The 22,345-nt window shown below is 54.2% G+C and carries 17 protein-coding genes; 5 read left to right on the top strand and 12 right to left on the bottom strand.

Features of this window, described 5'->3' with window-relative positions:
• Window positions 1-6 precede the first annotated feature (6 nt).
• Together MVD07_RS10275 and MVD07_RS10270 are read right to left on the bottom strand one after the other, a co-directional pair.
• Window positions 7-747, bottom strand: coding sequence for a glycerophosphodiester phosphodiesterase family protein (locus MVD07_RS10275; RefSeq protein ID WP_297501872.1), 741 nt, complete (start codon window positions 745-747; stop codon window positions 7-9).
• 27 nt (window positions 748-774) lie between these two features.
• The gene (locus MVD07_RS10270; RefSeq protein ID WP_297501792.1) at window positions 775-1,482 is read right to left on the bottom strand and encodes a glycerophosphodiester phosphodiesterase family protein; all 708 of its coding nucleotides are present in this window, start codon (window positions 1,480-1,482) and stop codon (window positions 775-777) included.
• A gap of 92 nt (window positions 1,483-1,574) precedes the next feature.
• Here MVD07_RS10270 and MVD07_RS10265 point away from each other — a divergent pair, with 92 nt between their 5' ends.
• The 4 genes from MVD07_RS10265 (at window position 1,575) to MVD07_RS10250 (ending at window position 5,308) form a co-directional block, all read left to right on the top strand.
• Window positions 1,575-2,876, top strand: a complete 1,302-nt coding sequence (locus tag MVD07_RS10265) for an MFS transporter (protein ID WP_297501790.1) — start codon at window positions 1,575-1,577, stop codon at window positions 2,874-2,876.
• Between the two features lie 5 nt (window positions 2,877-2,881).
• Complete coding sequence (locus MVD07_RS10260; protein ID WP_297501870.1) at window positions 2,882-3,751, top strand: alpha/beta fold hydrolase; 870 nt, start codon at window positions 2,882-2,884, stop codon at window positions 3,749-3,751.
• A 36-nt stretch (window positions 3,752-3,787) separates the two neighbouring features.
• Entirely contained in the window at window positions 3,788-4,507 is a 720-nt protein-coding gene (locus MVD07_RS10255; protein WP_297501787.1) for a DUF2334 domain-containing protein, read from the top strand.
• Between the two features lie 480 nt (window positions 4,508-4,987).
• Window positions 4,988-5,308 carry a hypothetical protein gene (locus MVD07_RS10250; protein ID WP_297501867.1) on the top strand — a complete coding sequence of 107 codons (321 nt, stop codon included), beginning with the start codon at window positions 4,988-4,990 and terminating at the stop codon, window positions 5,306-5,308.
• Here the strand turns inward: MVD07_RS10250 and upp are convergent.
• The 10 genes from upp to MVD07_RS10200 form a co-directional block, all read right to left on the bottom strand.
• On the bottom strand, window positions 5,302-5,973 hold the full coding sequence (gene upp, locus MVD07_RS10245) for a uracil phosphoribosyltransferase (RefSeq protein WP_297501866.1): 672 nt from the start codon (window positions 5,971-5,973) through the stop codon (window positions 5,302-5,304). The genes MVD07_RS10250 and upp overlap by 7 nt on opposite strands.
• 46 nt (window positions 5,974-6,019) lie before the next feature.
• On the bottom strand, window positions 6,020-7,504 hold the full coding sequence (locus MVD07_RS10240) for an MATE family efflux transporter (RefSeq protein ID WP_297501863.1): 1,485 nt from the start codon (window positions 7,502-7,504) through the stop codon (window positions 6,020-6,022).
• 43 nt (window positions 7,505-7,547) lie between these two features.
• Window positions 7,548-8,954 (bottom strand): MATE family efflux transporter, encoded by a 1,407-nt coding sequence (locus MVD07_RS10235; RefSeq protein ID WP_297501784.1) that lies wholly within the window; start codon window positions 8,952-8,954, stop codon window positions 7,548-7,550.
• A 55-nt stretch (window positions 8,955-9,009) separates the two neighbouring features.
• Window positions 9,010-9,426, bottom strand: a complete 417-nt coding sequence (locus MVD07_RS10230; protein ID WP_297501779.1) for a type II toxin-antitoxin system VapC family toxin — start codon at window positions 9,424-9,426, stop codon at window positions 9,010-9,012.
• A 9-nt stretch (window positions 9,427-9,435) separates the two neighbouring features.
• Window positions 9,436-9,654: an AbrB/MazE/SpoVT family DNA-binding domain-containing protein gene (locus tag MVD07_RS10225; RefSeq protein ID WP_297501776.1), complete on the bottom strand. Its 219-nt coding sequence runs from the start codon at window positions 9,652-9,654 to the stop codon at window positions 9,436-9,438.
• A 102-nt stretch (window positions 9,655-9,756) separates the two neighbouring features.
• Complete coding sequence (gene ppsA / locus MVD07_RS10220) at window positions 9,757-12,201, bottom strand: phosphoenolpyruvate synthase (protein WP_297501773.1); 2,445 nt, start codon at window positions 12,199-12,201, stop codon at window positions 9,757-9,759.
• Between the two features lie 135 nt (window positions 12,202-12,336).
• On the bottom strand, window positions 12,337-13,740 hold the full coding sequence (locus MVD07_RS10215) for a glycosyltransferase family 39 protein (protein WP_366078518.1): 1,404 nt from the start codon (window positions 13,738-13,740) through the stop codon (window positions 12,337-12,339).
• Entirely contained in the window at window positions 13,713-14,858 is a 1,146-nt protein-coding gene (locus tag MVD07_RS10210) for a hypothetical protein (protein WP_297501763.1), read from the bottom strand. The genes MVD07_RS10215 and MVD07_RS10210 overlap by 28 nt, the downstream gene beginning before the upstream one ends.
• The gene (locus MVD07_RS10205; RefSeq protein WP_297501760.1) at window positions 14,848-15,834 is read right to left on the bottom strand and encodes a hypothetical protein; all 987 of its coding nucleotides are present in this window, start codon (window positions 15,832-15,834) and stop codon (window positions 14,848-14,850) included. The genes MVD07_RS10210 and MVD07_RS10205 overlap by 11 nt, the downstream gene beginning before the upstream one ends.
• On the bottom strand, window positions 15,831-16,502 hold the full coding sequence (locus MVD07_RS10200) for a hypothetical protein (protein WP_297501757.1): 672 nt from the start codon (window positions 16,500-16,502) through the stop codon (window positions 15,831-15,833). The genes MVD07_RS10205 and MVD07_RS10200 overlap by 4 nt, the downstream gene beginning before the upstream one ends.
• 212 nt (window positions 16,503-16,714) lie before the next feature.
• Here MVD07_RS10200 and MVD07_RS10195 point away from each other — a divergent pair.
• The coding region (locus MVD07_RS10195; RefSeq protein WP_297501754.1) for a S8 family serine peptidase at window positions 16,715-22,345 on the top strand (5,631 nt) is incomplete at its 3' end.

Here is a 22,345-nt window from a genome sequence, read left to right as displayed (position 1 = left end):
TCGGTCTCACCTGAGCCCTAAGGAGTGGAGGTAGCTGATCATCCTCTCGACATCGTTGGCGATGACCCCGTTGAAGAGACCTCCGAGCCTGACTAGGTTGTCGTTCTGGTAGTAGAGCTCCTCGTTGAGTGGCCAGAGGAGAACCTTCAGGTTGGCCTTCCTGACCATCTGGAGCGCCCCAACGGTCTTCTCGACACCGAGGATGGAGAGTGCGTCTATAGGTGGGTTTATTGACCAGGGCCTTATCCTCGGCATCAGCTCGGGCAGTTTTGCTATAGTCTCCTCGCGATCCACGAGGATTCCTACCCTCGTCTCCTGGTCGAGTTTCCTGTATTTTTCAAGAGCGTTAAGGTGGAATGAGGAAACTATGACCCTTCCAGGGTTGTGGGCCCTGATTATCTCCGCCGTCCTCTCGACGGCATCTACGTCTTTGATCTCGACGTTTATGAGGGCCTCCTCCGGCAGGGCCTCGAAGACCTCCTCAAGCGTAGGTATTTTCTCCCCGCTCCCGAAGTCAAGCTCTTTAAGCTCCCCTAACGTCATCTCCTTGACCCCACCACTTCCGTTGCTCGTCCTGTCAACGGTCTCATCATGGATTATGACGACTTCCCCGTCCTTCGTGAGCCAGACGTCGAGCTCAACTCCGTCCGCCCCAGCCTCAATGGCCTTCTTGAAGGCCAGAATAGTGTTCTCAGGGTATTTGCTTGAGTAACCCCTGTGGCCGAGCACCAAAACCTTACCTTCCATGCAAACCACCGCTTTAACTTCCCCCACTCAGTAAAAAACCTTTCTTAACCTCGCCGGGTCGTCTGAGATTACAGCATCGACGAAGGGAAGGAACCTCGGAACCCAGGAAAGCTCGTTCATCCCGTAGTTCCAGAGATAGATTCTAAGGCTCTTCCTCCTGAAAGCTCTTATGAGTGAGACCACGGCGTGGTAGCCGATGTACGAGACCGCATCAAGCGGCATGTGGACAGAGTACAAACCCTTAAGCTTCGGGATCCAGCGGATGAAGGAACAGTTGACTATGGATAAGCCGGCCATGCAGTCTGGACATTCCCTCAGAAGAGCCTTGATACGGGTTGGGTCTTCCGACGAGAAGACCGTTCTATCCAACACCCCTAATCTCTCGGCCGTTTTCAGCAACTCCTCTATGGCTTCGGTTTCCTTGATGTCGGCGTTGAAGAAGGCCCCTCTGAACTTCCGAAAGACCATCTCCACCCTTGGGATTAGCTTACCCTTTGGGTGCAGTCTCTTCAGCTCCACCAAAGTCAGCTCCCTGATGGTGTGAAAGCCCCCGTTGGAGTTAAAGCCTTCATCGTGGTGGGGGACGAGCTTCCCGTCAGCCGTCATCCTGACGTCGAACTCTATCCCATCGGCATACTTTAAAGCCCTCCTGAAGGCCGGAAGGGTGTTCTCAAGCTCCCCCTTAAAGCCCCTGTGACCAAGTATGAAAAGTTTTTCACTGTTCATAGGTGGCATCTCCCCTACCGCCCAAAAATGGGCTAAAAACCCTTAAAAGCTTCTCTGTTTAAACTCCTACGCCATATAGTCTATATAGTGGGGTGATCCTTGTGTCCAACGGTGAAAGGAAGTTTAAATGGAGCGTCATCTTGGGTCTTGCCCTTCTGGGGTTCAGCATGAGCACTGGCTGGGCTCTGAACAAGGGACTGACATTCAAGCTTCTGCAGGCAAAGTATACAAACGCCCCAACGGTCATTGGGACAGTCCTCGCCCTCCAAGGGCTTATGGGTCTGATAGTCCCACCGATAATGGGTTACTACAGCGACATCTACCGCTCAGGGCTCGGTAGGAGGGTGCCATTCATCCTCGCCGGGGGAATACTCGCTGGTCTCACTGCTATAGCCCTTTACCTCGGTTACATAGCTGGAGTCTCTCTGATGACCTTTGCAGTGTTGCTGGCGCTGTTCTACTTCTTCATGTACTTCTTCGTTGCCCAGTACCGCTCCCTGATGCCTGACATAGTCAAGAGCGGTGTCAGGGGCAAGGCGAGTGGCGTGATAACGCTCTTCGAGTGGATGGGAAACCTAGTGCTCTTTGGCTCGATAGCTTTCATCGCTGCGAGCGCCACCAAGACAACTGGGATAAAGAACGGCATCGAGGCAATGATAAAGGCCGGCAACTTCTGGATGCCCTTTACTGTTGTTGCATTCTTCTTAATAATCTCCGCAATCTACGTGACCCTCAAAATAAGAGAGCCCAGAGCAGAAGGCGAGCTCCCCGAGGAAGGCCTCTGGGACTACCTGAAGGCTATAATCTCCGACAAGGACTTCCTCAACTTCTACATCGCCCAGATGCTCTGGTGGCTCAGCTTCGAGTTCGTTGCGGTGTTTCTCTTTGGCATACTTGAGTCAGTGCTCGGCACGAAGGAAGTTACTGCCCTCGGAAACGCCATAATGGCACTCTTTAATGTCACCGTCCTGATTGGAGCTATAGTGGGTGGTCCGGTCTACGACAGGATAGGCAGGAGAAGATCCATTCTCATAAGCGGGGTGATATTCCTTATACCCTTCCTCTTCGGCTGGTTCGTCTCCACGAGAGGCGAAATAACCGGCCTTATAGCCGTCGCGGGAATAGGCTGGGGAGCCCTCATGGCAACTTCGTGGCCGGTCATCGGGGATCTCCTCACCAAATACCAGAAAGAGGCCTACAACGGTCGCTATTACGGTGTCTTTGAGGCCGTGAAGTCCTTCCCGGTGCTCATAGCCGGAACCGTCGGTGGCTTCATAGTCCAGCTCGCGGGCAGCAACTACAAGATCCTCTTCCCGGTCGGGGCGATATTCATAGCCATATCACTCCCGCTGGTATGGGGCATGAAGCATCTCGACGTTGAGAGCAAACCTGCGGGGGAGTGATGAGCGTGGACTGGCTCATTGGGCTCCTTTTATTTTTCATTCTGATATTCTTCGCCTTCGTTGTGTTCGTCGCCTACAAGCTGGTTAAACCCCCGCGCTTTATAGGTAAGTGGACGCCTAAAGACCTTGGCTTCGACTATGAAGAAGTCGTTTTTGAGACCGGGGACGGCCTCAAGCTCAGCGGATGGTGGATAGACAGCGGGAGCGAGAAGACTGTTGTGCCCCTTCACGGCTACACGAGGAGCAGGTGGGACGACGTCTACATGAAGCCCGTTACAGAGTTCCTCCTCAAGGAGGGCTACAACGTCCTTACCTTCGACTTCCGGGCACATGGAAAGAGCGAGGGGAAGTACACGACGGTCGGCGACAGGGAAATCGATGACGTTAGGGGAGCGGTTAAGTGGCTGGTCGAGAACCACCCGGAGAGGGCAAAGAGAATAGGACTCCTCGGCTTCTCCATGGGTGCGGTGCTGGCGATAAGGGCCCTAGCTGAGATCAACGGGGTCTGTTGCGGCGTCGCCGATTCACCCCCAATAGAGATGGACAAGACAGGGGCGAGGGGCCTGAAGTACTTTGCAAACCTTCCGGAGTGGCTCTATGCATTCATCAAGCCCTTCACAAAGCTCTTCAGTGGTGCTAAAGAACTCAACGTAATGAACTACGCCGATAAAGTCAGAAAACCGCTCCTCCTGATACAGGGGGAGAGCGACCCGCTGATTAAGGTGGAGGAGGTTAAAGCCTTCTATGAAAAGAACAGGGAGGTCAACCCCGACGTTGAGCTCTGGATTACGGATTCACCTCACGTCAGAACCCTCAAGTTCCATCCGGATGAGTGGAAGGCAAAGGTCGGGGAGTTCTTCAGAAAGTACCTCTGAGAAACCTTTTTACACCCCTCCTCCCTTTTATCTCAGATGAAGAAGGTCGTCCCCATACTCGTGGCGTTCGTCTTCCTTTCTTCCTCAAGCCTCTCCACTCCGGTCTATCTCCCCAATCTCGGCCACCTGGTAATACTTCTCCACGACGTTAGTCCGGGCTACTATCCCCAGCTCAGGCAGCTAACGGAGATAATCGACTCCTACGGCCTCCAGAACGAGACATACCTATTCGTCATCCCCAATCATGGTGGTGAGATGCCCCTCAACCGCTACACCGGCTTCGCAGCCTTTCTCCGGAACCTCAGTGATGAGGGCTATCACATCGAGCTTCACGGTTACGACCACGTAGGTAAGGAGTTCGACTGCGACTCAAGCACGGCCAAGGAGAAGCTCGACCTCGGCCTCAGAACCTTCAAGGAGTGCTATCTTCCATACCCCCGTTACTTCATAGCCCCGCGCTACTCACTATCCGGAGACGCCCTGCGGGTTCTCCTGCTCAAGAACTTCACGGTTATCGATCGTGATTTTATCTATTTCCCAAACGGAACCGTTCCGATACTCAACCGGGAGTATACTTGGTATATGCCCTCCATCCTCCTGTCATACCAGCTAACGAGCGTTGAGGAAAGCTACCGGAACTGCCGTTGTACGTTCTTCCTCTCGCTTCATCCTAGGGCTGCGAACAACGAAGCTGGACTGGAATTCCTCAGGAAGTTCCTCGGCTTCACCGTGCGGGATAAAGTGGGAAGAGGCTAAGACAAGATGTGCCCAAGGTGGAGGGATGGGATCTCCCGGGTAATAGCGGTTCCCTCGTTGTGGGGGTAGTATTAGACTCGGGCGGCGTTGTGGCGGTTACTCCTCAGGGGAGAGGGAGAGAAGGCTTTTCTATATCGGGACGGCAGGGTCGAGTGGAGTACAACTTATCGCTCCCTCCGGGCCCCTGCATCTCCTGCAACAGGGTCGCTGTCTTAACCCTAAGTTTGTTAGGGATCGGGGTTTTCTCGTTGAGGATCAGGTGTTGCTCCCCCTCCAGACGGCAGGATTCCTGTAGGTCTCAAGGTTCGACGTCTTCCCCAATCCCTTTGGGATGGATGTTGGAAAGTTCCTCGGCTACTCGACTCCCGGGGATCATAGGCCTTCTCCACATCGGTTGAGAGAAGCCTAAAACTGCATGGGATTTAAAAGATTATCGAAAATCATAAAAAAAGGTTCATCCAATTGTTGTCGGTGACTCCCATGGACTTCGCGCTGTTCATGGAACGCTATGGCTACAAGCTCCTTTTAATAACCGTTGTTGTCGGGCTCTTCGGCTTTCTCTTTGGCGGGTTACTCTACAGTTTCCTGTGGGCAGGTTATAAAATGAACGAGGCCCTTTTCTTCATCGGCCTGCTCGTTGTGGCTTCCCTCGTGGCCGTTTACGCGGGGAGGTTTATGAACAGGGCTTTAACGCTACTCGGGAGGGTGAGGTACCACTACAGGGCCAAGTTGCTTGAGGACGAGAAGAGAATCGAGAGGGAAAGGGAGAAGCTCCGCGAGGAGGGAGGTAAACTTTATTGAGCCTTTACCGGCGCCCCGAAGGCTCTGTCGCCTGCATCACCCAGCCCGGGGAGGATGTAGCCCTCGTCGTTCAGCTCCCTGTCAACCTTGGCAACGAAGATTTCGACCTCTGGAAAGGCCTTCTTTATTCTCTCTATTCCCTCTGGAGCTGCGAGAACACCTACAATAACGTAGCGTTTGGCCTTTCCATAGCGCTTAACTTCCTCAAGAACCCGGATGAGCGTTGAGCCGGTCGCTATCATGGGGTCGGCTATTATCACGGTGTCCTCGGGTTTTATCTCTGGTATCTTTACATAGTTCATCTCTATCTCGAACTTCGGGGCCTTCTCACGAGAGGCTGAAACGATGCCGACGCGGGCGTGCTCGAGAACTTTTATCAGACCCTCCATAAGCGGTATTGCCGCGCGCAGAACGGTTATTATGACGACACTCCGTCTGTCCCTTACGATAACTCCCTCCGTCTCCTCAAGGGGCGTCTTAACGGGAACCCTCTCAATTTCCATCGTCTTTGTTATCTCGTAGGCCATGTAACGGCCGAGCTTCACGAGGCCCTTCCTGAAGGATATAGGCCCGGTCTTCTCGTCCCTCAGCCCGGTCAGTATCTCCATGATAAAGGGGCTGTTCTCGAAGGAGTAAACATCATCCCATCTTTCTGCCTTCATGATCTCACCATAGTCCCTTTGAGCGCCGGGTTTATTAGACTTCCGGAAGTTAAAACGCCCTCTTTTTTTCCTGTTCTTTGGCCTCCCTCTCGATGATCGCCCTCATCCAGCTTCCCCTGAGGAACCAGGCGAGCGCAACGAGGGCCCCTATGAAGTTGCTCAGACCCATCCCGAAGAAGACTCCCCTGCTCGTCATCCCGAAGAGCTCGGCCAAGGGGAGGTTAAGGTAGATAGACTTCTGGATGAGCGGGAGCGTAAAGGCCAGCACTAAGGCAGGCACGTAGCCGAAAACGTAGCTCAGCGGTATCCTCAGTCCCCAGAGTCTGAGTATCCCGAGGAGCATGGTCTTTTTCGTATGTCCAGCTGAGCTGAAGGTTCTGTTCACGACTATGAACATCCCGTTGAAGAAAGGAACTGAGATGAGGAAGTAGTCGAGGACGATCTTGCTCTCCGCTATGACCGCTGGGTCGTTCAGGAAAACCCTGAAGATGGGCACGCGGAAGAGTCCTATTATCAGAACGGCCAGACCTGCTATCGTGAAGTTGATTACCATCGTTCTCTCGGCTATCGCCTTAGCCCTCCCGTACCTTCCAGCACCAACGTTTTGAGCCACCATAGTTCCCATCGCCATGCTTATGCCCCTTGAAATGCTCGTGAGGAAGTTGACGAGCCTCGTGGTTATGATGTAAGCTGCATAGGTTACATCCCCGAACCCCATGATTATCCTCGTCAGAACAATGAAGCCGAAGCTGTTGGCTGATTGTCCAATGCTCGACGGCAGGCCGACCCTGAAGAGCTTCCCGTAGAACTCAAGGTCCGGCTTTAGACTCTCAAGGCTTAGTCTGAGGCCTATCTTTCCCTTGAAGAGCATCCAGAGGCCTATCGCCGAGCCCACGGTATTGGCTAAAACCGTCGCCAGAGCGGCTCCTGCGACACCAAGCCTTGGAAAGGGTCCGATGCCGAATATGAAGACCGGGTCGAGGATTATGTTCAGGCTCACGGTGAGGAGGGTTATCTTCATTGGGGTCTTGGTGTCCCCTGCGGCCCTGCTCAGGGCAGAGAAGGTCATGTAGGTGAAGGCGAAGGGGACGCCGAGGAAAACTATGGTCGCGTAGGTCTTGGCGTAGGGATAAAGACCCGGGGTCACCTTCATGAAGGTCAGGGCGTAGGGCAGAATCAGGACGCTTAGAATGGCTGTCGCGGTCGCGAAGAGCAGCATGAGGGAGTAGAGGGCTCCGGCGGAACGGTTGGCCCTTTCGTATTCTCCCGCTCCTATGTACTGCCCGACGAAGGCGAAGCCAGCCATGACGAAGCCCATGCCGAGTGCCATCAGGGTTCCGATTATGGGCCACGTCACCCCGGGCGCGGAGAGGGCCTCCCTTCCGAGCTTGCCGAGCCAGAATGTGTCCGTTATGTTGTAAACTACCTGGACGAGGTTGTTAACCACCAAAGGGCCGGCCAGCTTGAGGAGGGTTCCCTCTATGGGCCCGTTCAGTATCTCCTCCCTCATCGCCCTGATCTTTTCTCTCTCCATCACCACCACGGTGAGACAGTAGTCGAAGCGCGCCAATAAAAAGTTACTCTTCGATTATTCCCTTCATCCAGCTCCCTTTGAGAAACCACGCGAGGGCTATAACCGCTCCTAAAACGTTGCTCAGCCCCATCCCGAGCCACATTCCGGTTGTGTCCCTCGTGAGCACGCCGAGGCCGTAGCTGAGGGGAAGCCTTATGCCCCAGAGCCTCACCATGCCGAGGATCATGCTCTTCTTCGTCTGACCAGCGCTCTGGAAGGTGTTGTTAACGGCAGAGAAAACCCCGAAGAAGGGAAGCGAGGCCGAGAAGTACTCCACTACCTTGGCGCTCTCGGCTATGACCCCCGGATCGTTTATGAAGAACTTGAATATAGGGACGCGGAAGAGGATGAAAAGGAGCGTCCCAGCACCGAGTACCGTGAAGTTTATGGCCATCGTTTTTCCGGCTATGACCTTGGCCCTCTCGTAGAGCTTTGCCCCTATGGCTTGGCCAACCATCGTGCCCATCGCCATGCTTATGCCGTCGGAGAAGGCGAACATTAAGTTTGTTAGGCGGTTCGTTATGCTGTAGGTTGCAAAGGCAACGTCCTCGAAGTTCGGAATTCCATGGGCTTGGCCGTAGAGCCCGCCAACGGTGAAGATGACCCTCGTCAGGATAACGAAGCCTAAGGCGGTAGTCGAGTTCCCGATGCTTGCAGGTAGGCCAACCCTGAAGATCCTTGAGTAGAAGCTGACGTCAGGCTTCAGCGTCTCCGGCGTGAGGTGTATCCCGACCCTTCCGGTGAAGAGGAGGTAGCCACCCACAACCGAACCAACGCTGTTCGAGAGCATCGTCGCAATCGCGGCGCCGGTGACTCCGAGCCTGGGGAACGGCCCGATGCCGAAGATTAGGAACGGATCGAGGACTATGTTGAGGATTACCGTGGTGATGTTTATCTTCACCGGCGTTTTGGTGTCCCCAACTGCCCTCAGGAGGAAGTTAAAGGCGAAGAGGGTGAAGGAGAATGGTATTCCCCCGAAGATGACCCTCGTGTAGCTGAGCGCGTAGGGGTATATGGTATCGCTGACGTCCATCAGGTGGAGCAGTTCCGGGGCGAGAAGCACACCGGTTATTCCAACTGCTGTAGCGAAGAGCAGCATGAGGGAGTAGAGGGCTCCGGCGGAGCGGTTTGCCTTGTCGTATTCCCTAGCACCAACATACTGGCTCACGAAGGCGAAGCCAGCGGTAGCGAACCCCATGCCTATGCTCATGAAGAACCATACGATGGGCCATGCCGTTCCCGGGGCAGAAAGCTCCGTCCTGCCGAGTTTACCGAGCCAGAATGTGTCCGTCAGGTTGTAGAGAACCTGAACAAGCCTGTTGATTATTAACGGGTAAGCTAAGAGGATGAGCGTCTTGACTACTGGCCCGCTGAGAATCTGCTCGCGCATCTCCTCTACTTCACGCCTCATTAAGATAACAATCGAAACGTGGGAATAAAAACTTTAGGATGGATAAAAGGACCAGCTATTCTGCCAGAACCTTGACGTCGAGGTTTAGGAAGTGCCTATCGAAGGTGCATATCTCCCTGATTCCGAGTTTCTCCATCCTGAGGTATGCGAGGGCGGCGTTGACGCTTACCCCGCGCTCTCTCGCAACGATAAGGGAGCGGAGGTAGTCCTCGGTGTTTACCGGGAGAACCGTGACGTTCTTTGCCGTCAAGAGTTCCTCAAGGAAATCGAGGGCAACGGCCAGGCTGAGCTTGGCCCCAAGGATATTGGCGACTTTGCTTAGGTGAACAACCGTTGTGACGGCCTCTTCTCCGTTCTCCACGCGCTTTAGAATCTCCCTTGCCTTCCTCTTCTTCTCCGGAACACTCTCGGGGACGCTCCCTTTGGGCCTTATGAGGGCATACAAAAAGACGTTGGCGTCTATGAACCTCATGGGATCACATCAGATGCCCTCAAGGAGTTCCTTTTCCAAGTCCTCGCTCTTAACCTCCAGCTCAAGGATGTCGAAGAACTTTGAGAGGTTTGGTTTTTTCTTCGGGAGTATTTCAAGCCTGTCCTCCAGCTCAACAATTATGACCTCATTGCCCCACTTTTCCCGCCAAGAGCGTGGTATGACGATGCGTCCCTGAGGGTCTATCCTCTTAATTTCCATTGCACTCATAAAATCACCATTAAACTTTCTCATTGGGAGTAGATGAGCTTTTTGGCATTGGCCATAAACTGGAGAAAAGTGGAAAACTGGAAAGAGGAAGCCGAAAAGGCTTCACTCGAAGAGCCTCTTCCTGGCCGCCTCAAGGAGGATCTTCTGCTCCTCCTGGGCGACGGTCTTCCTGATGAGCTCAACGGCATCGGGGTTGGCTGAGATGCTGTCGATGCCCATCCTGACGAGGAGCCTTGCCATCTTCGGATCGCTTCCCGCCTGTCCACAGATGCTGGTCTCGACGCCGTACTTCTTGCAGGTCTTGATGACGCTCTCGATTAGCTTGAGGACTGCCGGGTGCTTCTCGTCGTAGAGGTAGGCTATCCTGTCGTTGTCCCTGTCGATTGCTAGTGTGTACTGGGTGAGATCGTTGGTTCCGAAGCTGATGAAGTCGAGGCCCTCCTTTATGAGCTCTTCGATGATTATCGCGCTCGCAGGGGTCTCGACCATGACACCCCACTCAACGTCCTTGTGCGGGACGAGGCCGACTGAGAGTGCTATCTCCTTGGCCTTCCTTATCTGCTCCGGGTGGCTGACTAGCGGGAGCATAACGCCGAGGTTGTCGTATCCCTCATCCACGAGCTTCTTGATGGCCTTGAACTCTGCCCTGAGGAGTTCGGGCTGGTCGAGGCCTCTCCTTATTCCCCTCCATCCGAGCATCGGATTCCTCTCGATCGGTTCGTCCTCTCCACCAGGGAGCTCACGGAACTCGTTGGTCGGAGCATCGAGGGTTCTGTACCAGACGCGCCTCGGATAGAAGGCTTCTGCAACCTTCCTTATGCCGTTGGCGAGAACCTCAACCAGCTCCTCCTCCCTGCCCTCCTTGATGAACTTGACCGGGTGGGCACCTATGCTGAGTATCATGTGCTCCGCTCTCAGAAGTCCAACGCCATCTGCACCGGTAGCGGCGGCCCTCTCAGCCACCTCAGGCATTGAGACGTTGACTTTGACCTCCGTGGCGGTTATGAGGGGGGCACCTGTCACCACCACCTGGCCGCCGGCGGCCTTCTCTTTCTCCTCCTTGACGAGGCTCTTGACTATGCCCTTGTAGACGACGCCTCTCGTTCCGTCAACGGTGATGAGCATGCCGTCCTTGAGCTTCTTGGTGGCCTCCTTGGTTCCGACTACCGTCGGGATGCCAAGCTCCCTGCCGACTATGGCCGCGTGGCAGGTCCTTCCGCCCTCGTCGGTAACTATCGCTGAAGCCCTCTTCATGGCCGGAACCATGTCCGGGTTGGTCATGGTGGTGACGAGAACGTCGCCTTCCTTGACCTTGTCGATCTCCCTCGCATCGAAGATGATGACGACCCTACCGGCGCCGATGCCAGGTGAAGCACCGAGTCCTCTGAGTATGACCTCCATCTCCTCGGTGACCTCCTCGGCCTCTTCGGTCTTGGTCTCCTTGAGTGTCGTTATCGGCCTGGACTGAACGATGTAGAGCTTGCCGTCGTCCTTGTCGTAGGCCCATTCGATGTCTTGGGGATACTGGTAGTGCTCCTCGATCTTTGCACCCATCTTTGCGACTTCGATTATCTGCTCGTCTGTCAGAACCTGTTTCTCAACGTATTCCGGCCCGAGGTAGTCGGCGACCTTGACGAGAACGGTTCCCTTACCGGTCTCGGGGTTGCGGACGTACATGACTTCCTTCTTTGCTATGTACTTCTCCTTGATCTTCCAGGTGCCCTTCTCAACGATGTACTCGTCAGGAGTAACCGCACCGCTGACTACAGCTTCGCCAAGGCCCCAGGCGCCGTTTATCATTATCTCGTTTCTGTCGTTGGTGACCGGGTTGGCGGTGAACATGACGCCGCTGGTCTCGCTGTTGACCATCTTCTGGACGACCGCCGAGAGGTAGACCTTCCTGTGGTCGAATCCCTGCTTGGCCCTGTAGAAGGTAGCGCGAGCGGTCCAGAGTGAGGCCCAGCACTTCCGGACGTTCTCAAGAAGGTCATCATCGCCGTAAACGTCAAGGTAGGTCTCCTGCTGGCCAGCGAAGCTTGCTTCGGGAAGGTCCTCAGCAGTGGCAGAGGAGCGGACGGCGACGTATATGAACTCGCCTTTCTCTGGGTTCTTGTTGAAGCGCTGGCAGAGCTTGTGATATGCGTCAAGAACCTCGGTCTTTATCTCCTCTGGCATTGGCATGCTGTCTATGAGCTCCCTTATCAGGGCGGTGTTGTCGAGGAGCTCCCTGCTATCATCAACGTTCGTCCTGCTCACTATGTCCATTATCCAGTCCTGAAGGGGTCTGGGCTCCTCCGGAGCGGCCGCGAGAACCTCGGCGAGAACGCCGGTCTCGGCCTTCTCTCCCATTAACTCCTTTATCTGCTCCTTGGAGACCTTAACGTTGTTGACGAAATACTTGTAGGCTTCCGCCGTAACGCAGAACCCGGGCGGAACCGGGATTCCGGCGTTGGTGAGCTCACCGAGGTTTGCCCCCTTTCCACCGACGAGGGGGACGTCTTCCTTGCCGAGCTCCTCGAACCATCTTATAAACCTGTATTCGCTCATGGCGATTACCTCCCTTTAGTTACTGCGGGTGATATATCGAGGGGCCGTTTTTAAAATTAACTATACAGGGCTGTTCTCTGGTGCATATAAATGAAAAGAAGAGAAAACGTGTCCATTTGAAAAGGAAGGCTTAATTCACCGGAGGATTCTCCTCGCCACGAACACCTTGAACCTCCCATAAAACTCCTTCACAAGGATGTAGTTCCCGCTCGTTAGGATGTTGAGGTACGTGTTAGGGTCCTTGTGGATTATCACGTCGTACTTGCCCTCGGCTATTCTCTCCTCCACATTTTTCTTCTTAAGTATCATATCAACGTGGGCCTTCGGGTAGTAGAAGCCTGCCATTGTGTAAAGGTATGGTGATACCAACAGCTCGCGTCCTGGGTAATGTTCAGTCGAATACTTAAGAACCATTGACTCGTACTGCCCCACCACGTTCCAGCGCTCCTTCAGGTGGAGTGCATTGAGGCCCACCGGAAGGAGAAGGAGGAGGGACAGCGCGAGAACGACGGGCTTCTTCCACCTTCTTCTCTCCGGTCTCAGTGAGAAGGCTCTTCCAGCTAATTCAACCATTAGTTCAACGCCCTCAACGGCCAGAATAGCCATGACGGGGGAGAGGAAGGTTATGAACCGGGTTTCCTTATGGGTGACGGTGAGTATGCCAGTTAGACCAACGGCGAACCAGCTGAGGATTAGCCAGCCCTCCTCGTCCTGCCTTATCTTTAAGAGACCGAGCAGGGTGAGGCCAAGGAGAACGTCTCCAAGGTCTTTTCCAAGCCATTCAATGTAAGTCGAGACATCAACAGGCTTGTCGAGGGTGACAACTCGGGAGGCAACTTCAAAGGGCCTCAGAAAGCCCCCGTAGTGGAGCTGACCGAGATAGAGCCAGGGCGAAAGGGTTAAGAGCAAAACTCCAAGGCCCAGCCAGTATTCACGTTTTTTCACCCAGTCCCAGTATTCAGTCAGCCAGAGGTAAACCAAGAAGACACCGATTATCGAGAGGCCGGTGTATCTTGTTAGTATTGCAAGACCTGCTGAGATAAAAGCGAAGTAAATTCTCCTTCCCTCCCTATTTCTTCCCGTGTAGAGGAGGTAGATAGCTAGGGCGTAGAAGAACGTGAACTCGCTGTGGACGAGCTCCCTTGTCCCCATGGTGAAGGCCAGGGGGTTGAGGATGAAGAACGCTGAGGCTATTAGGGCTTTGTTCCTGTCTTTCAGTAATTCAAAGGCGAGCAGGAATGTCAAGACTGCCGTCAGGGAAAAGAAGATTGCCGATACCAGTCTGGCAACCGTCAGCTGGCTGAGGGGGTTGTGGATGAAGTGGAAGAAGAGGGAAAGCGTGTAAGGGTAGAGTGGAGGCCGATACATCATGTAAACACCCTGGTAGGTGAAGTTCGTCGGGCCCTTTGCTAGGTTTCTGGCTATGTCAATGTAGAGAGCCCCATCGTAGGTCAGGGTGTTCCAGGGAGGGAAGGTCGCGAGCGAGAGCGCGAGAGCCACCCCAAAGATAGCTAGTGACAGAGCCTTTTTGTCCAGCAAGATACCACCTCCGTTGGGATTGAGCCGAGCACCATCAAAGCAGAGAAAAAGAACGCGTCAAGACCTATCGGGATTGCCAGGGTGAGCAAAGTGAGGCTTATTACTCCGGTCTCCTTCAGTCGCAGAGAGTCCCTGAAGGCCATCCCCAGAAGTAAGCCTTCAAAGAGTCCTATGAGACCGAGGTCGTAGGCGGGCTGACCAAAGAGCGTGTATGTGTAACCAACATCCCTTCCAAAGAGGCGGCCAACGTAGAGCTTTGGGCTGTCCGAGAGGAGTATCCATCCCTTCCCCCAGGGAAAGCCGAGGTTGAAGAGCCTCTCGTATACCGTGTAGGTAACACCGGGCCTGTAGAGGATGGTTTCAGCGATGCCCAGGTGCCACGTGGAGTAGCTGGAGAGCGTGGTGTGATATCTGACGAGGAAAGCAAGGAGAAGTCCGAGGGCTATTGCGATGAGCGGACCGACTTTCGGTCGCTTTCTTCCGAGGAGCAGGCCAAAGGTGTAGGCCAGCACGACCCCTAGAACGACCGTCCTAAATGTTGAGACAACACCAATGGCAATCCCCCAGAGGAGAACCTTCCAATCCGGCCTGACCGAGAGCAGAATGACAGCGATGTAGCCAGATGCTAAGTACAGGAACCTGAAGCTTGAGAACCTGCTTGCCGGCTTCAGGAGGGGAACACCCGCTAGGAGAATCGCTAGGGTGGGGAGTATAACCAGAAGGGCGATGCCAAGGATGTAAAATGACCTTCCAAGCTTAGTCCTGCTTCCGTAGATAGTGAGGAGGGGCAGGAGGAAAAGCGACCTTTCAGGCCCGGTCTCGGTTCCGCAGATAATGAAGAGGGCCAGGAGAATAAACAGGGGGAGAGATATCAGGAAGACCGTCAAGTTAGTCGCCAGCAGGACGATCGAAAAGAGAGAAAGGTACGTCATCCCCCTAACCGTCTCGGGAATCCTGTTTACTATAACAAACCCCAAGGCCATAAAGACTAGAAAGGCGAGGGCATAAGCTAGGGGCAGCACCTCGGGCCTTCCAAGTTCCGGGAAGGTAAGCTTCGAGAGGAGCGCGAGGAGAATGTAGAGGAGAGCCAGGGGCCAGAAGATGACCTCAGCCCTCACGGGCGACCCTCCATCCGCGGTAGAGTATGTAAGCCGCCAGAAGGAAGAGCGCATAGACAGGGAGGTCAAGAATTCCCGTCTCAATGCCCACAATGCCGTAGGCCAGGGTGGAATAATAGAGGGCCTTTGTGATCGGGTGCTCCGCCTTGGTCAGCATGCCGTAGTAAAGGCCCAGGAGAAAGGCCTCGATGAGTGCAAATACTCCAAAGTCGAGGTACATTCCCCCCAGAAGGGTGGGAGTTATGGTTGCCCCAGTGTGGACGTAGAGGAACTTCGCAACGAGCCCTCTCGGGGCGTAGCCGTGGCCGAAGTAGGACGTCACCCCGGCCCACTGGAGGGCACCCTTGTAGTAACCGCTCCACCCGCCCCGCCACACTATGACGTCGAGAACCGATACGGTGCTCTGAATTCTAACCCAGAGGCTGGAAAGCCCGTTTCCCCGGAGGAACGTCACGAGGAGGAAGAGGAGCAGGCCACCCCCGGCTATTCCGGAGAGGGTGAGCAGGCCTTTCCTCCCGGACAGGTTCCCCCCCTGGTAGTAAGCTATTCCAAGTGCAAGGATGGAGACAACCACTGGCGTCCTGTAGGCGTAGAGGGCCACGGCAACGGGGTAGAGCAGGGAGTAACGTCTGCCCTTCATGAAAAGGTAGACCGATGAGGGGACGCCTAGAAAGTAGGTGAGGGCAGTGAGCCTTGGGTTGAGGTTCGTCCTCACAACCGGGTCGAGAAGGGGAACCTTGTGGAGCATGGCAATCTGGAGGGCAATTGTTGCCAGGGACAGCCAGAAGGCCCAGACGATATACTTCTCATCGATCTCAAGCCCGTAGTCTCTCCACTCCACTAGCTTGCCCCTTTCAATCCCCCACGCCATGAAGATAGCGAAGGCGGCGCTTACTGCTATCGTCTTCGGCTCAGCGAGTCCGAGGGCAACGTAGACCATGAATAAAATGGGTATCAGGTGGGGCAGGTCGCTCATCCAGTCCTCACCTCTAGAACCCTGAGGGGCATGTTCCTCTCCTCCGAGTTGACGTAGAGGATGCCATAGACAAAGACGCGGTAACCCTTGAGGTTGCTGAGCAGGTACTGGACAGGCACCATGTTGGCGGTTAGAATGGCCCCCCTAGACGAGAACTGGTTTATTGTGAGCGAGCCGTAAGTCAGGTAGTCGGCCCTGTATTTCAGCCTCCCGATTGCTATTGGAGAAACGTTCCCCTCAACGTATATCTTCCCTGAAAACCTGATCGAATAGGCTTTGCCCTTGGGGATTAGGGAGGAGAACACTTTTTCTCCACTTCCCTCCATGGGTGGAACCTCGTAGAGGTAAACCCTGCCGTGGTGTTCAATCTTTATCAGACGGGCCTTTACCTCCTCCCTGGTTGCCTCTGGTCCCCCAACGGTCATGGGGGTTCCGTTGATTACAACGGTTATTGTTGAGCCTCTCACGCTTAGCAGCGTTCCGGTGAGGTTTTTCCCACCAACTGTCTCTATTTGAACGGTAACGTTGAAGCCCTTAACGAGAAGGCCATAAGCTTTGTTAGCGGCCTCGTATATCTCCCCACCCTGGTAGTGCTGAACGGCTTCGTTAACCCCAAGCCCTGTGATGGCTATGATGAGTATGAGAACCACAACTTTGACCGTTTTCATGGTTCATCACCGGGTTTTCACGACGGCGTATTTCCACAATGGGTTAAAAGCCTTTAGCTTGCCATTACAGGGAGTTCTCTAGAGTTCATAAACGTTTTACGAGGTATTTTGTTGTATATTCAAGTCGAAATATTTATATCGAAGACCACCTAGCTTTCTAGTGGTTAGTGGTTCTACCACTAGTGGTTCTATACAGGCAAAGGTGGTTTAAAATGAACAGGAAAGTATTGGGCGTGTTAATAGCCCTGTTGATGGTGGCCTCGCTGGTGCCACTTACGATGCCGGCGCTGGCTACGAGCGGTTCAGTACCTCAGAGTGCGACAGCCGCTTATGCCCCGTCACCAAAGATTGTGAAAGGGGAAAGCTCCCAGAGTGCGGTGGCACCCGAGGAGAAAATAAACCCCGTGCTCTTCAGGGCAGTAAAGGGTAAGCAACCTGACCTGGTCAAGACAATCAACGGCAGGCTGTACGTTCCGGCCTACTTCGTTGCCACCAGAAAAGTCCAGGTTCCTAGGGGTGTTAGGGTCTTTGGATATGCAAACATCGATGGCTTTTACGTCTACAACATCATGATACCGGTTGGCCAGAGGAGCGATGCGCTTCTTATAAAGCTCGCCAGCATTCCTGACGTCAAGACCGTTGACATCGTTAAGCCAGAGCTGGTGGGTTCCGGCTCCATAGAGACCATAAGCGCAATGGAGCTCATGCAGAGTTTTGACAAGCTTGCGAAGCAGTATCCCGAGCTCCAGGCAAAGCTTAAGGAGATAAACGCCCACAGAAAGTTCATAAGCTCCTTCTATGGAAAGAAGGACAGGCTTCCGTGGGGGATCATTAACAGGAAGAGCATTCTCAACGCCAAGGTTCCAGTCCTCAAGTCCGAGGCCTCCAAAACTCCGAGGCTTGAGCCGGATGATATGTACGTCGTCAAGCACGACGGTGCCATGAACGCATGGAAGAAGTACGACATCAACGGCAGTGGCGTGAAGATTGCAATCCTCGATACAGGCGTTGACTTCGGAAACCCCGCCCTGATGGGCGCCTATGCCGTGGACACCAACAAGAACTCTCCCTACTACGGCTGGCCGATAATGTACGACCCCGGTAGCCTCTTCCAGTACCTGGCCTTTGGCACGGCATTCCCGGATGCACTCTTCAAGTACGGCTTCATGAACGAGTACTCCAACACCTCCTATCTCACGGGGTTCTATAGAATCCTTAGCGCCCCATACATAGTTGGCTACTACAACTCAACCTACAACTACAGCGTTGTCTTCTCTGGGATGAGCCTGGCCAGCATACCGAACAAGTCAGACAGGGTAAAGGTTCTCGCTGACATGCTCAACTGGATTGCCTCAAAGAGGGGAGGCATAGGCAGGGTTCTCGTCGTTGATGACGACGGTGGCCAGGGCAACGGTGGTTACTACCTCGACTTCGAGAAGTACTACTATGATGCCCTCAATGCCCTCGGCATTCCATACGATAGGATAACAATACCCTTCGGTAAGCCCCTGCCCAACGACACCTTCAGCAATTACAACCTCGTGATAATGTTCACCGGTGAGAACAACGAGTCATTTGTTGGAAACGACACCCAGATTATAGCCAGCTACCTCAAGAAAGGTGGCAACCTCATCCTCTTCAGTGCCGACTACCTCTACCAGACCCTGAGCGAGCTTGAGGAGAACCAGACTGCCCTTGCAAACTTCACGGTTCGGTACTTCCACATAAACGCCACTGCCTCAATGCCAGACATAGGCATACCCACAGTTCTCGACCTTGGAACCTTCAACGTCTCGGTCAGGAGGTTCAACAGGGGCATAGGGATGGTGTACAACTACACCGGCTACGGATTCAACCTTCCATTCCTGATCCCGTCACTTATAGACCTTGCGGATGTTCCATCACCAATGAACGGAACGGAGATTATTGGAGACGGCTACATGGCAATACCCATCATAGCAATACCTTATGGTAACACCACACGCTACGTCCCGCTCTTCGGCGTCAGGCTCCCGATGAACAACAACCTCAAAGTCCCGCTCAAGAGCGGTGAGGTTCACCTTGGGTTCCATCCAGACCTGTTCCTTGCCTACATGAACGGGTTCTATCTAGCCCCGAACGTTCTAACGGCCGATCCAAACGAGCCCGGTAAGTACGACGAGGTTTACGTCTCACTCACGACCGACTTTGGAATGTTCGTTGACTTCAACGACGACGTCGGTCATGGTAAGGACAACCCGGTTGTTGCCTGGGATCTGAACGGTGATGGCCTGCCTGACATCTCGGGTGGTCTCGTCTACTACATAGCCGACGGTCAGAAGCCGATACCCTATTCGAACGTCTACTACCAGAGGTGGCATCTCGCCCAGATGGGCATACCCTTCAAGGTCCCCAAGGCGGGAAGCCTAGTGGCCTTCCTAATCGACTACTTTGGAATACCGCATGGTACTGGATGTGCATCCTCGGCAGCTGCCAGAGGTGGTAAGGTCTACTACAACGGAATCAAGTTCTTCGGCCTGACCCTTGTCCCGGCGCAGCCTGGCAAAGAATATCCGATTTACGGAACTGCCCCCGGGGCGAAGATAATGGCAGTCCCGCTGCTCACGACGTGGACTACAAGCGTTGACTGGATGAGCGCGATGTTCTTCGCGACCTCCGGTTACGACGGCATCCCTGACACCGGGGACGAGGCTCAGATTGTCAGCAACAGCTACGGCAACTCCTACACAATAACGAAGGGCTTCAGCTATGACGATAGGTTCCTCTACTACCTGACCCACTACTTCGCCCCGCATGTGGCCATCCTCTATGCAGCTGGGAACGGTGGGCCCGGATACGGAACCGTAACCGACGAGGGTGCATCCCCGGGTGTCATAACCGTTGGAGCAGCTACCGACAGTGGCTACCGCGTCCCGCTCGGATGGGACAGTGGTAAGATAGCCTTTGGTGACGTCATCGGCTGGTCCGACGGCGGGCCGAACGGTCTAGGTCAGGCCAAGGATGACGTCCTTGCAACCGGTGCCTACGGCGCCGAGGCGGACTACGTCAACTACCACCTCAACGGAAAGTACGCCGAATGGCTCTTCAGCGGAACCTCGATGGCAACTCCTGTGGCCGCTGGAATAACGGCCCTTGTCTACGAGGCCTACTACAAGGCCCACGGCACTTGGCCGACCAGCGACCTAGTAAGGGACATCCTGAAGAGCTCCGCCGAGAACATTGACAACGATGTCTTCAGACAGGGTGCTGGCTACCTCAACGCAACTAGGGCGGTTGCGCTGGCACTCGGCAAGAACGGAATCCTCATACAGCCCACTAGCTGGCAGCCGGGCAAGACCGACTATCCGGCCTTCCCGAACGTGATGTATCCCGGAGAAAGCGCAAACAAGACCTTTATGCTGACCAACTACGGCTTCATCAAGAAGGTTACCGTCGAACCGATGGTCTTTAAGAAGATAGGTGAGCAGGACTTCAGCGTCAACGTCAGCAATGAGAGCAGCATCTGGATCAACCTAACCCCGTATATACCGACCGATGCAGAACTTATGAAGGTCACAATGTACTCAACATACTTCGGAAACCCGTTTGTTAGGGTTTACTTCTACGACCCGACCACCGGGCAGATGACCCGCGTCAACGAGGACGGCAAGGAAGGCAACATAGTCTCGTTCACTGTCCACGACCCGCTCAAGAGGGCCGATGGCAGGCTCGTCCTCCTCAGGGTCTACCCGGACGCGAACTACCCGGCGACCATAAAGGTTGAGTTCTTCAAGCGCGAGCCCTGGAAGTGGGTCACGGTCAACGGAAAGCAGAGCTTCACGACCAACTTCACCGGAAAGCTCACATTCACCGCCACAATAACCGTTCCGAAAGACACACCCTACGGAATCTACGAGGGAGCTATATACGTCAGGTACGGCAACCACGAGTCGACAATACCTGTGAGCGTCGTGGTAGCTTCTCCAACTGCGGACTTCGCCTTTGGTGGAGAGAACAGGACAAGCAACGGCCTCTACGACAACTCCTACGTCTACGGCGTCTACGACTGGGGATGGAGATACGAGACCGGTGACTGGAGGTTCTTCTACTTCAACAGCGAGCACAAGAACGGCGTGCTTATTAGCGACGTCGTTTGGTCAGAGTTTGGAGACATAAACGTCCACATCCTCGGCCCATTTGTTGACAGCTGGAGCCTCAGCAACGCGAGCGTCTTTGGACCTTACACCCTTGAGGAGATAGCCAGAGGATGTGATGGCTACGTGGGAGGAGGCTTCTTCAGGCCATGCACCGAGACTGGAAGCCCCTTCGAGGAGATAGTGACGGCCCCGGCTAGTAAAGGTCTACACTCCATAGTACTCCACAACGTCTTCCTGTACCCGCTCTTCGGTTATCCAATGAAGTTCGCCGGCCATGTCGGTGTCGCTTACACGAAGCCGATGGAGTGGAAGGTCTTCACAAACACTTCCACCGGTACGGGTGAGATAACCGCTCACATTCCGGAGTTCGTTGGGCCACTAAGAATGGACAAGCCCTTCGGCTATGTCTCCAAGACGACACCCTACCTCAACATCGTTGCCCCGCCGACCGGGAACAGCACCTACTTCAACATCACGGTGCCCAACAACACGATGAGCCTAGACATAAGAACCGAGTCAGTGTTCCCACCCACGATACTGGACGTTGACTTCTATCTATACTACAACAACAGCGGAACCCTTGAGCTGGTGGCCTCTTCAACCAACTGGGGAACCAACGAACACATCCACGTGGACAACCCGATGCCGGGTCAGTACATCCTTGAGGCCTACTCTTACGACAACGAGGCCCCAGGACAGGCGACCTACAGCATGTACATAACGGAGGTAGTGCCAACCGACAGGATCGGCGTCTACAACATCACTTACTCCGGTGACGGCAACTACGATATAAAGGTATACTACAACGTCACCAACACCACAATCCCGTTCAAGGGCTTCCTCGTGCTCGGCACAATCAAGAGATGGCCGCTGATAACAGTTCCGGTGACGATACTCCCTGCCCAGGCAAAGACCGATGTCGCGGTCATGACCTTCACCTACACCGGCAACGTTGAGCTCGGACGGAGTATCAACGTAACCTACGCCATCAAGAACCTCGGAGAGGTCAATACACCGATAATCGTCGAGTTCTATAGGGACGGGGCGGAGATACCGTTCCTTACCTACAGCACCGTACTGCCCGCCAATGCAACCCTCATGGACAGCATCCTGCTGCCGGTTACCGATACTAAACTGCACGAGTACATGATAAGAGTTACCAGCCCGCTCGACTACAATGACTCGAACAACGTTGGAGTCTTTGAGGTGAGGCCGGTCACGCAGCAGGTCATCAACGAGGCCAAGAAGACCGGTGCCGAGGTAGTTAAAGCCCTTAACGGTGAGATCAAGATCCTCAACGTTACGAGGAATGAGAGCAAGGAAGGTGGCGTCGTCAACATAGCCTTCGAGGGCGACCACGGAACGGTGGCTACCCTCTACGTCTCGATACCGTCAAAGATACAGAACTACACAGTTACGGCAACCAGTGCAGACATCCTCAATTACAAGGTCGTCGAGGATGACGGAACGACCAAAGTCATCGAGGTAACCGTCCAGCTCCACAGCGTTGGCACGATTGAGGTTAAGTACACCTACCCGGTCTCAGTCCTTAGTCCAATGACGCTGACGCTCAGGATGCTCAACTACATGTACTATCATAATTTTGTTATCTTCAACGAGAGTTTCAGTAGGTTGTACCGGGAGGCTCTTTCAGCTGGAGTCGGTAATGAGACTCTTCAGAAGGCTGAGAAGCTCTATGAGATGGCA

It is taken from the genome of Thermococcus sp. (genome assembly GCF_027008145.1).
Taxonomy (GTDB): domain Archaea; phylum Methanobacteriota_B; class Thermococci; order Thermococcales; family Thermococcaceae; genus Thermococcus.
This window is presented reverse-complemented; position numbering and strand designations above follow the sequence as displayed.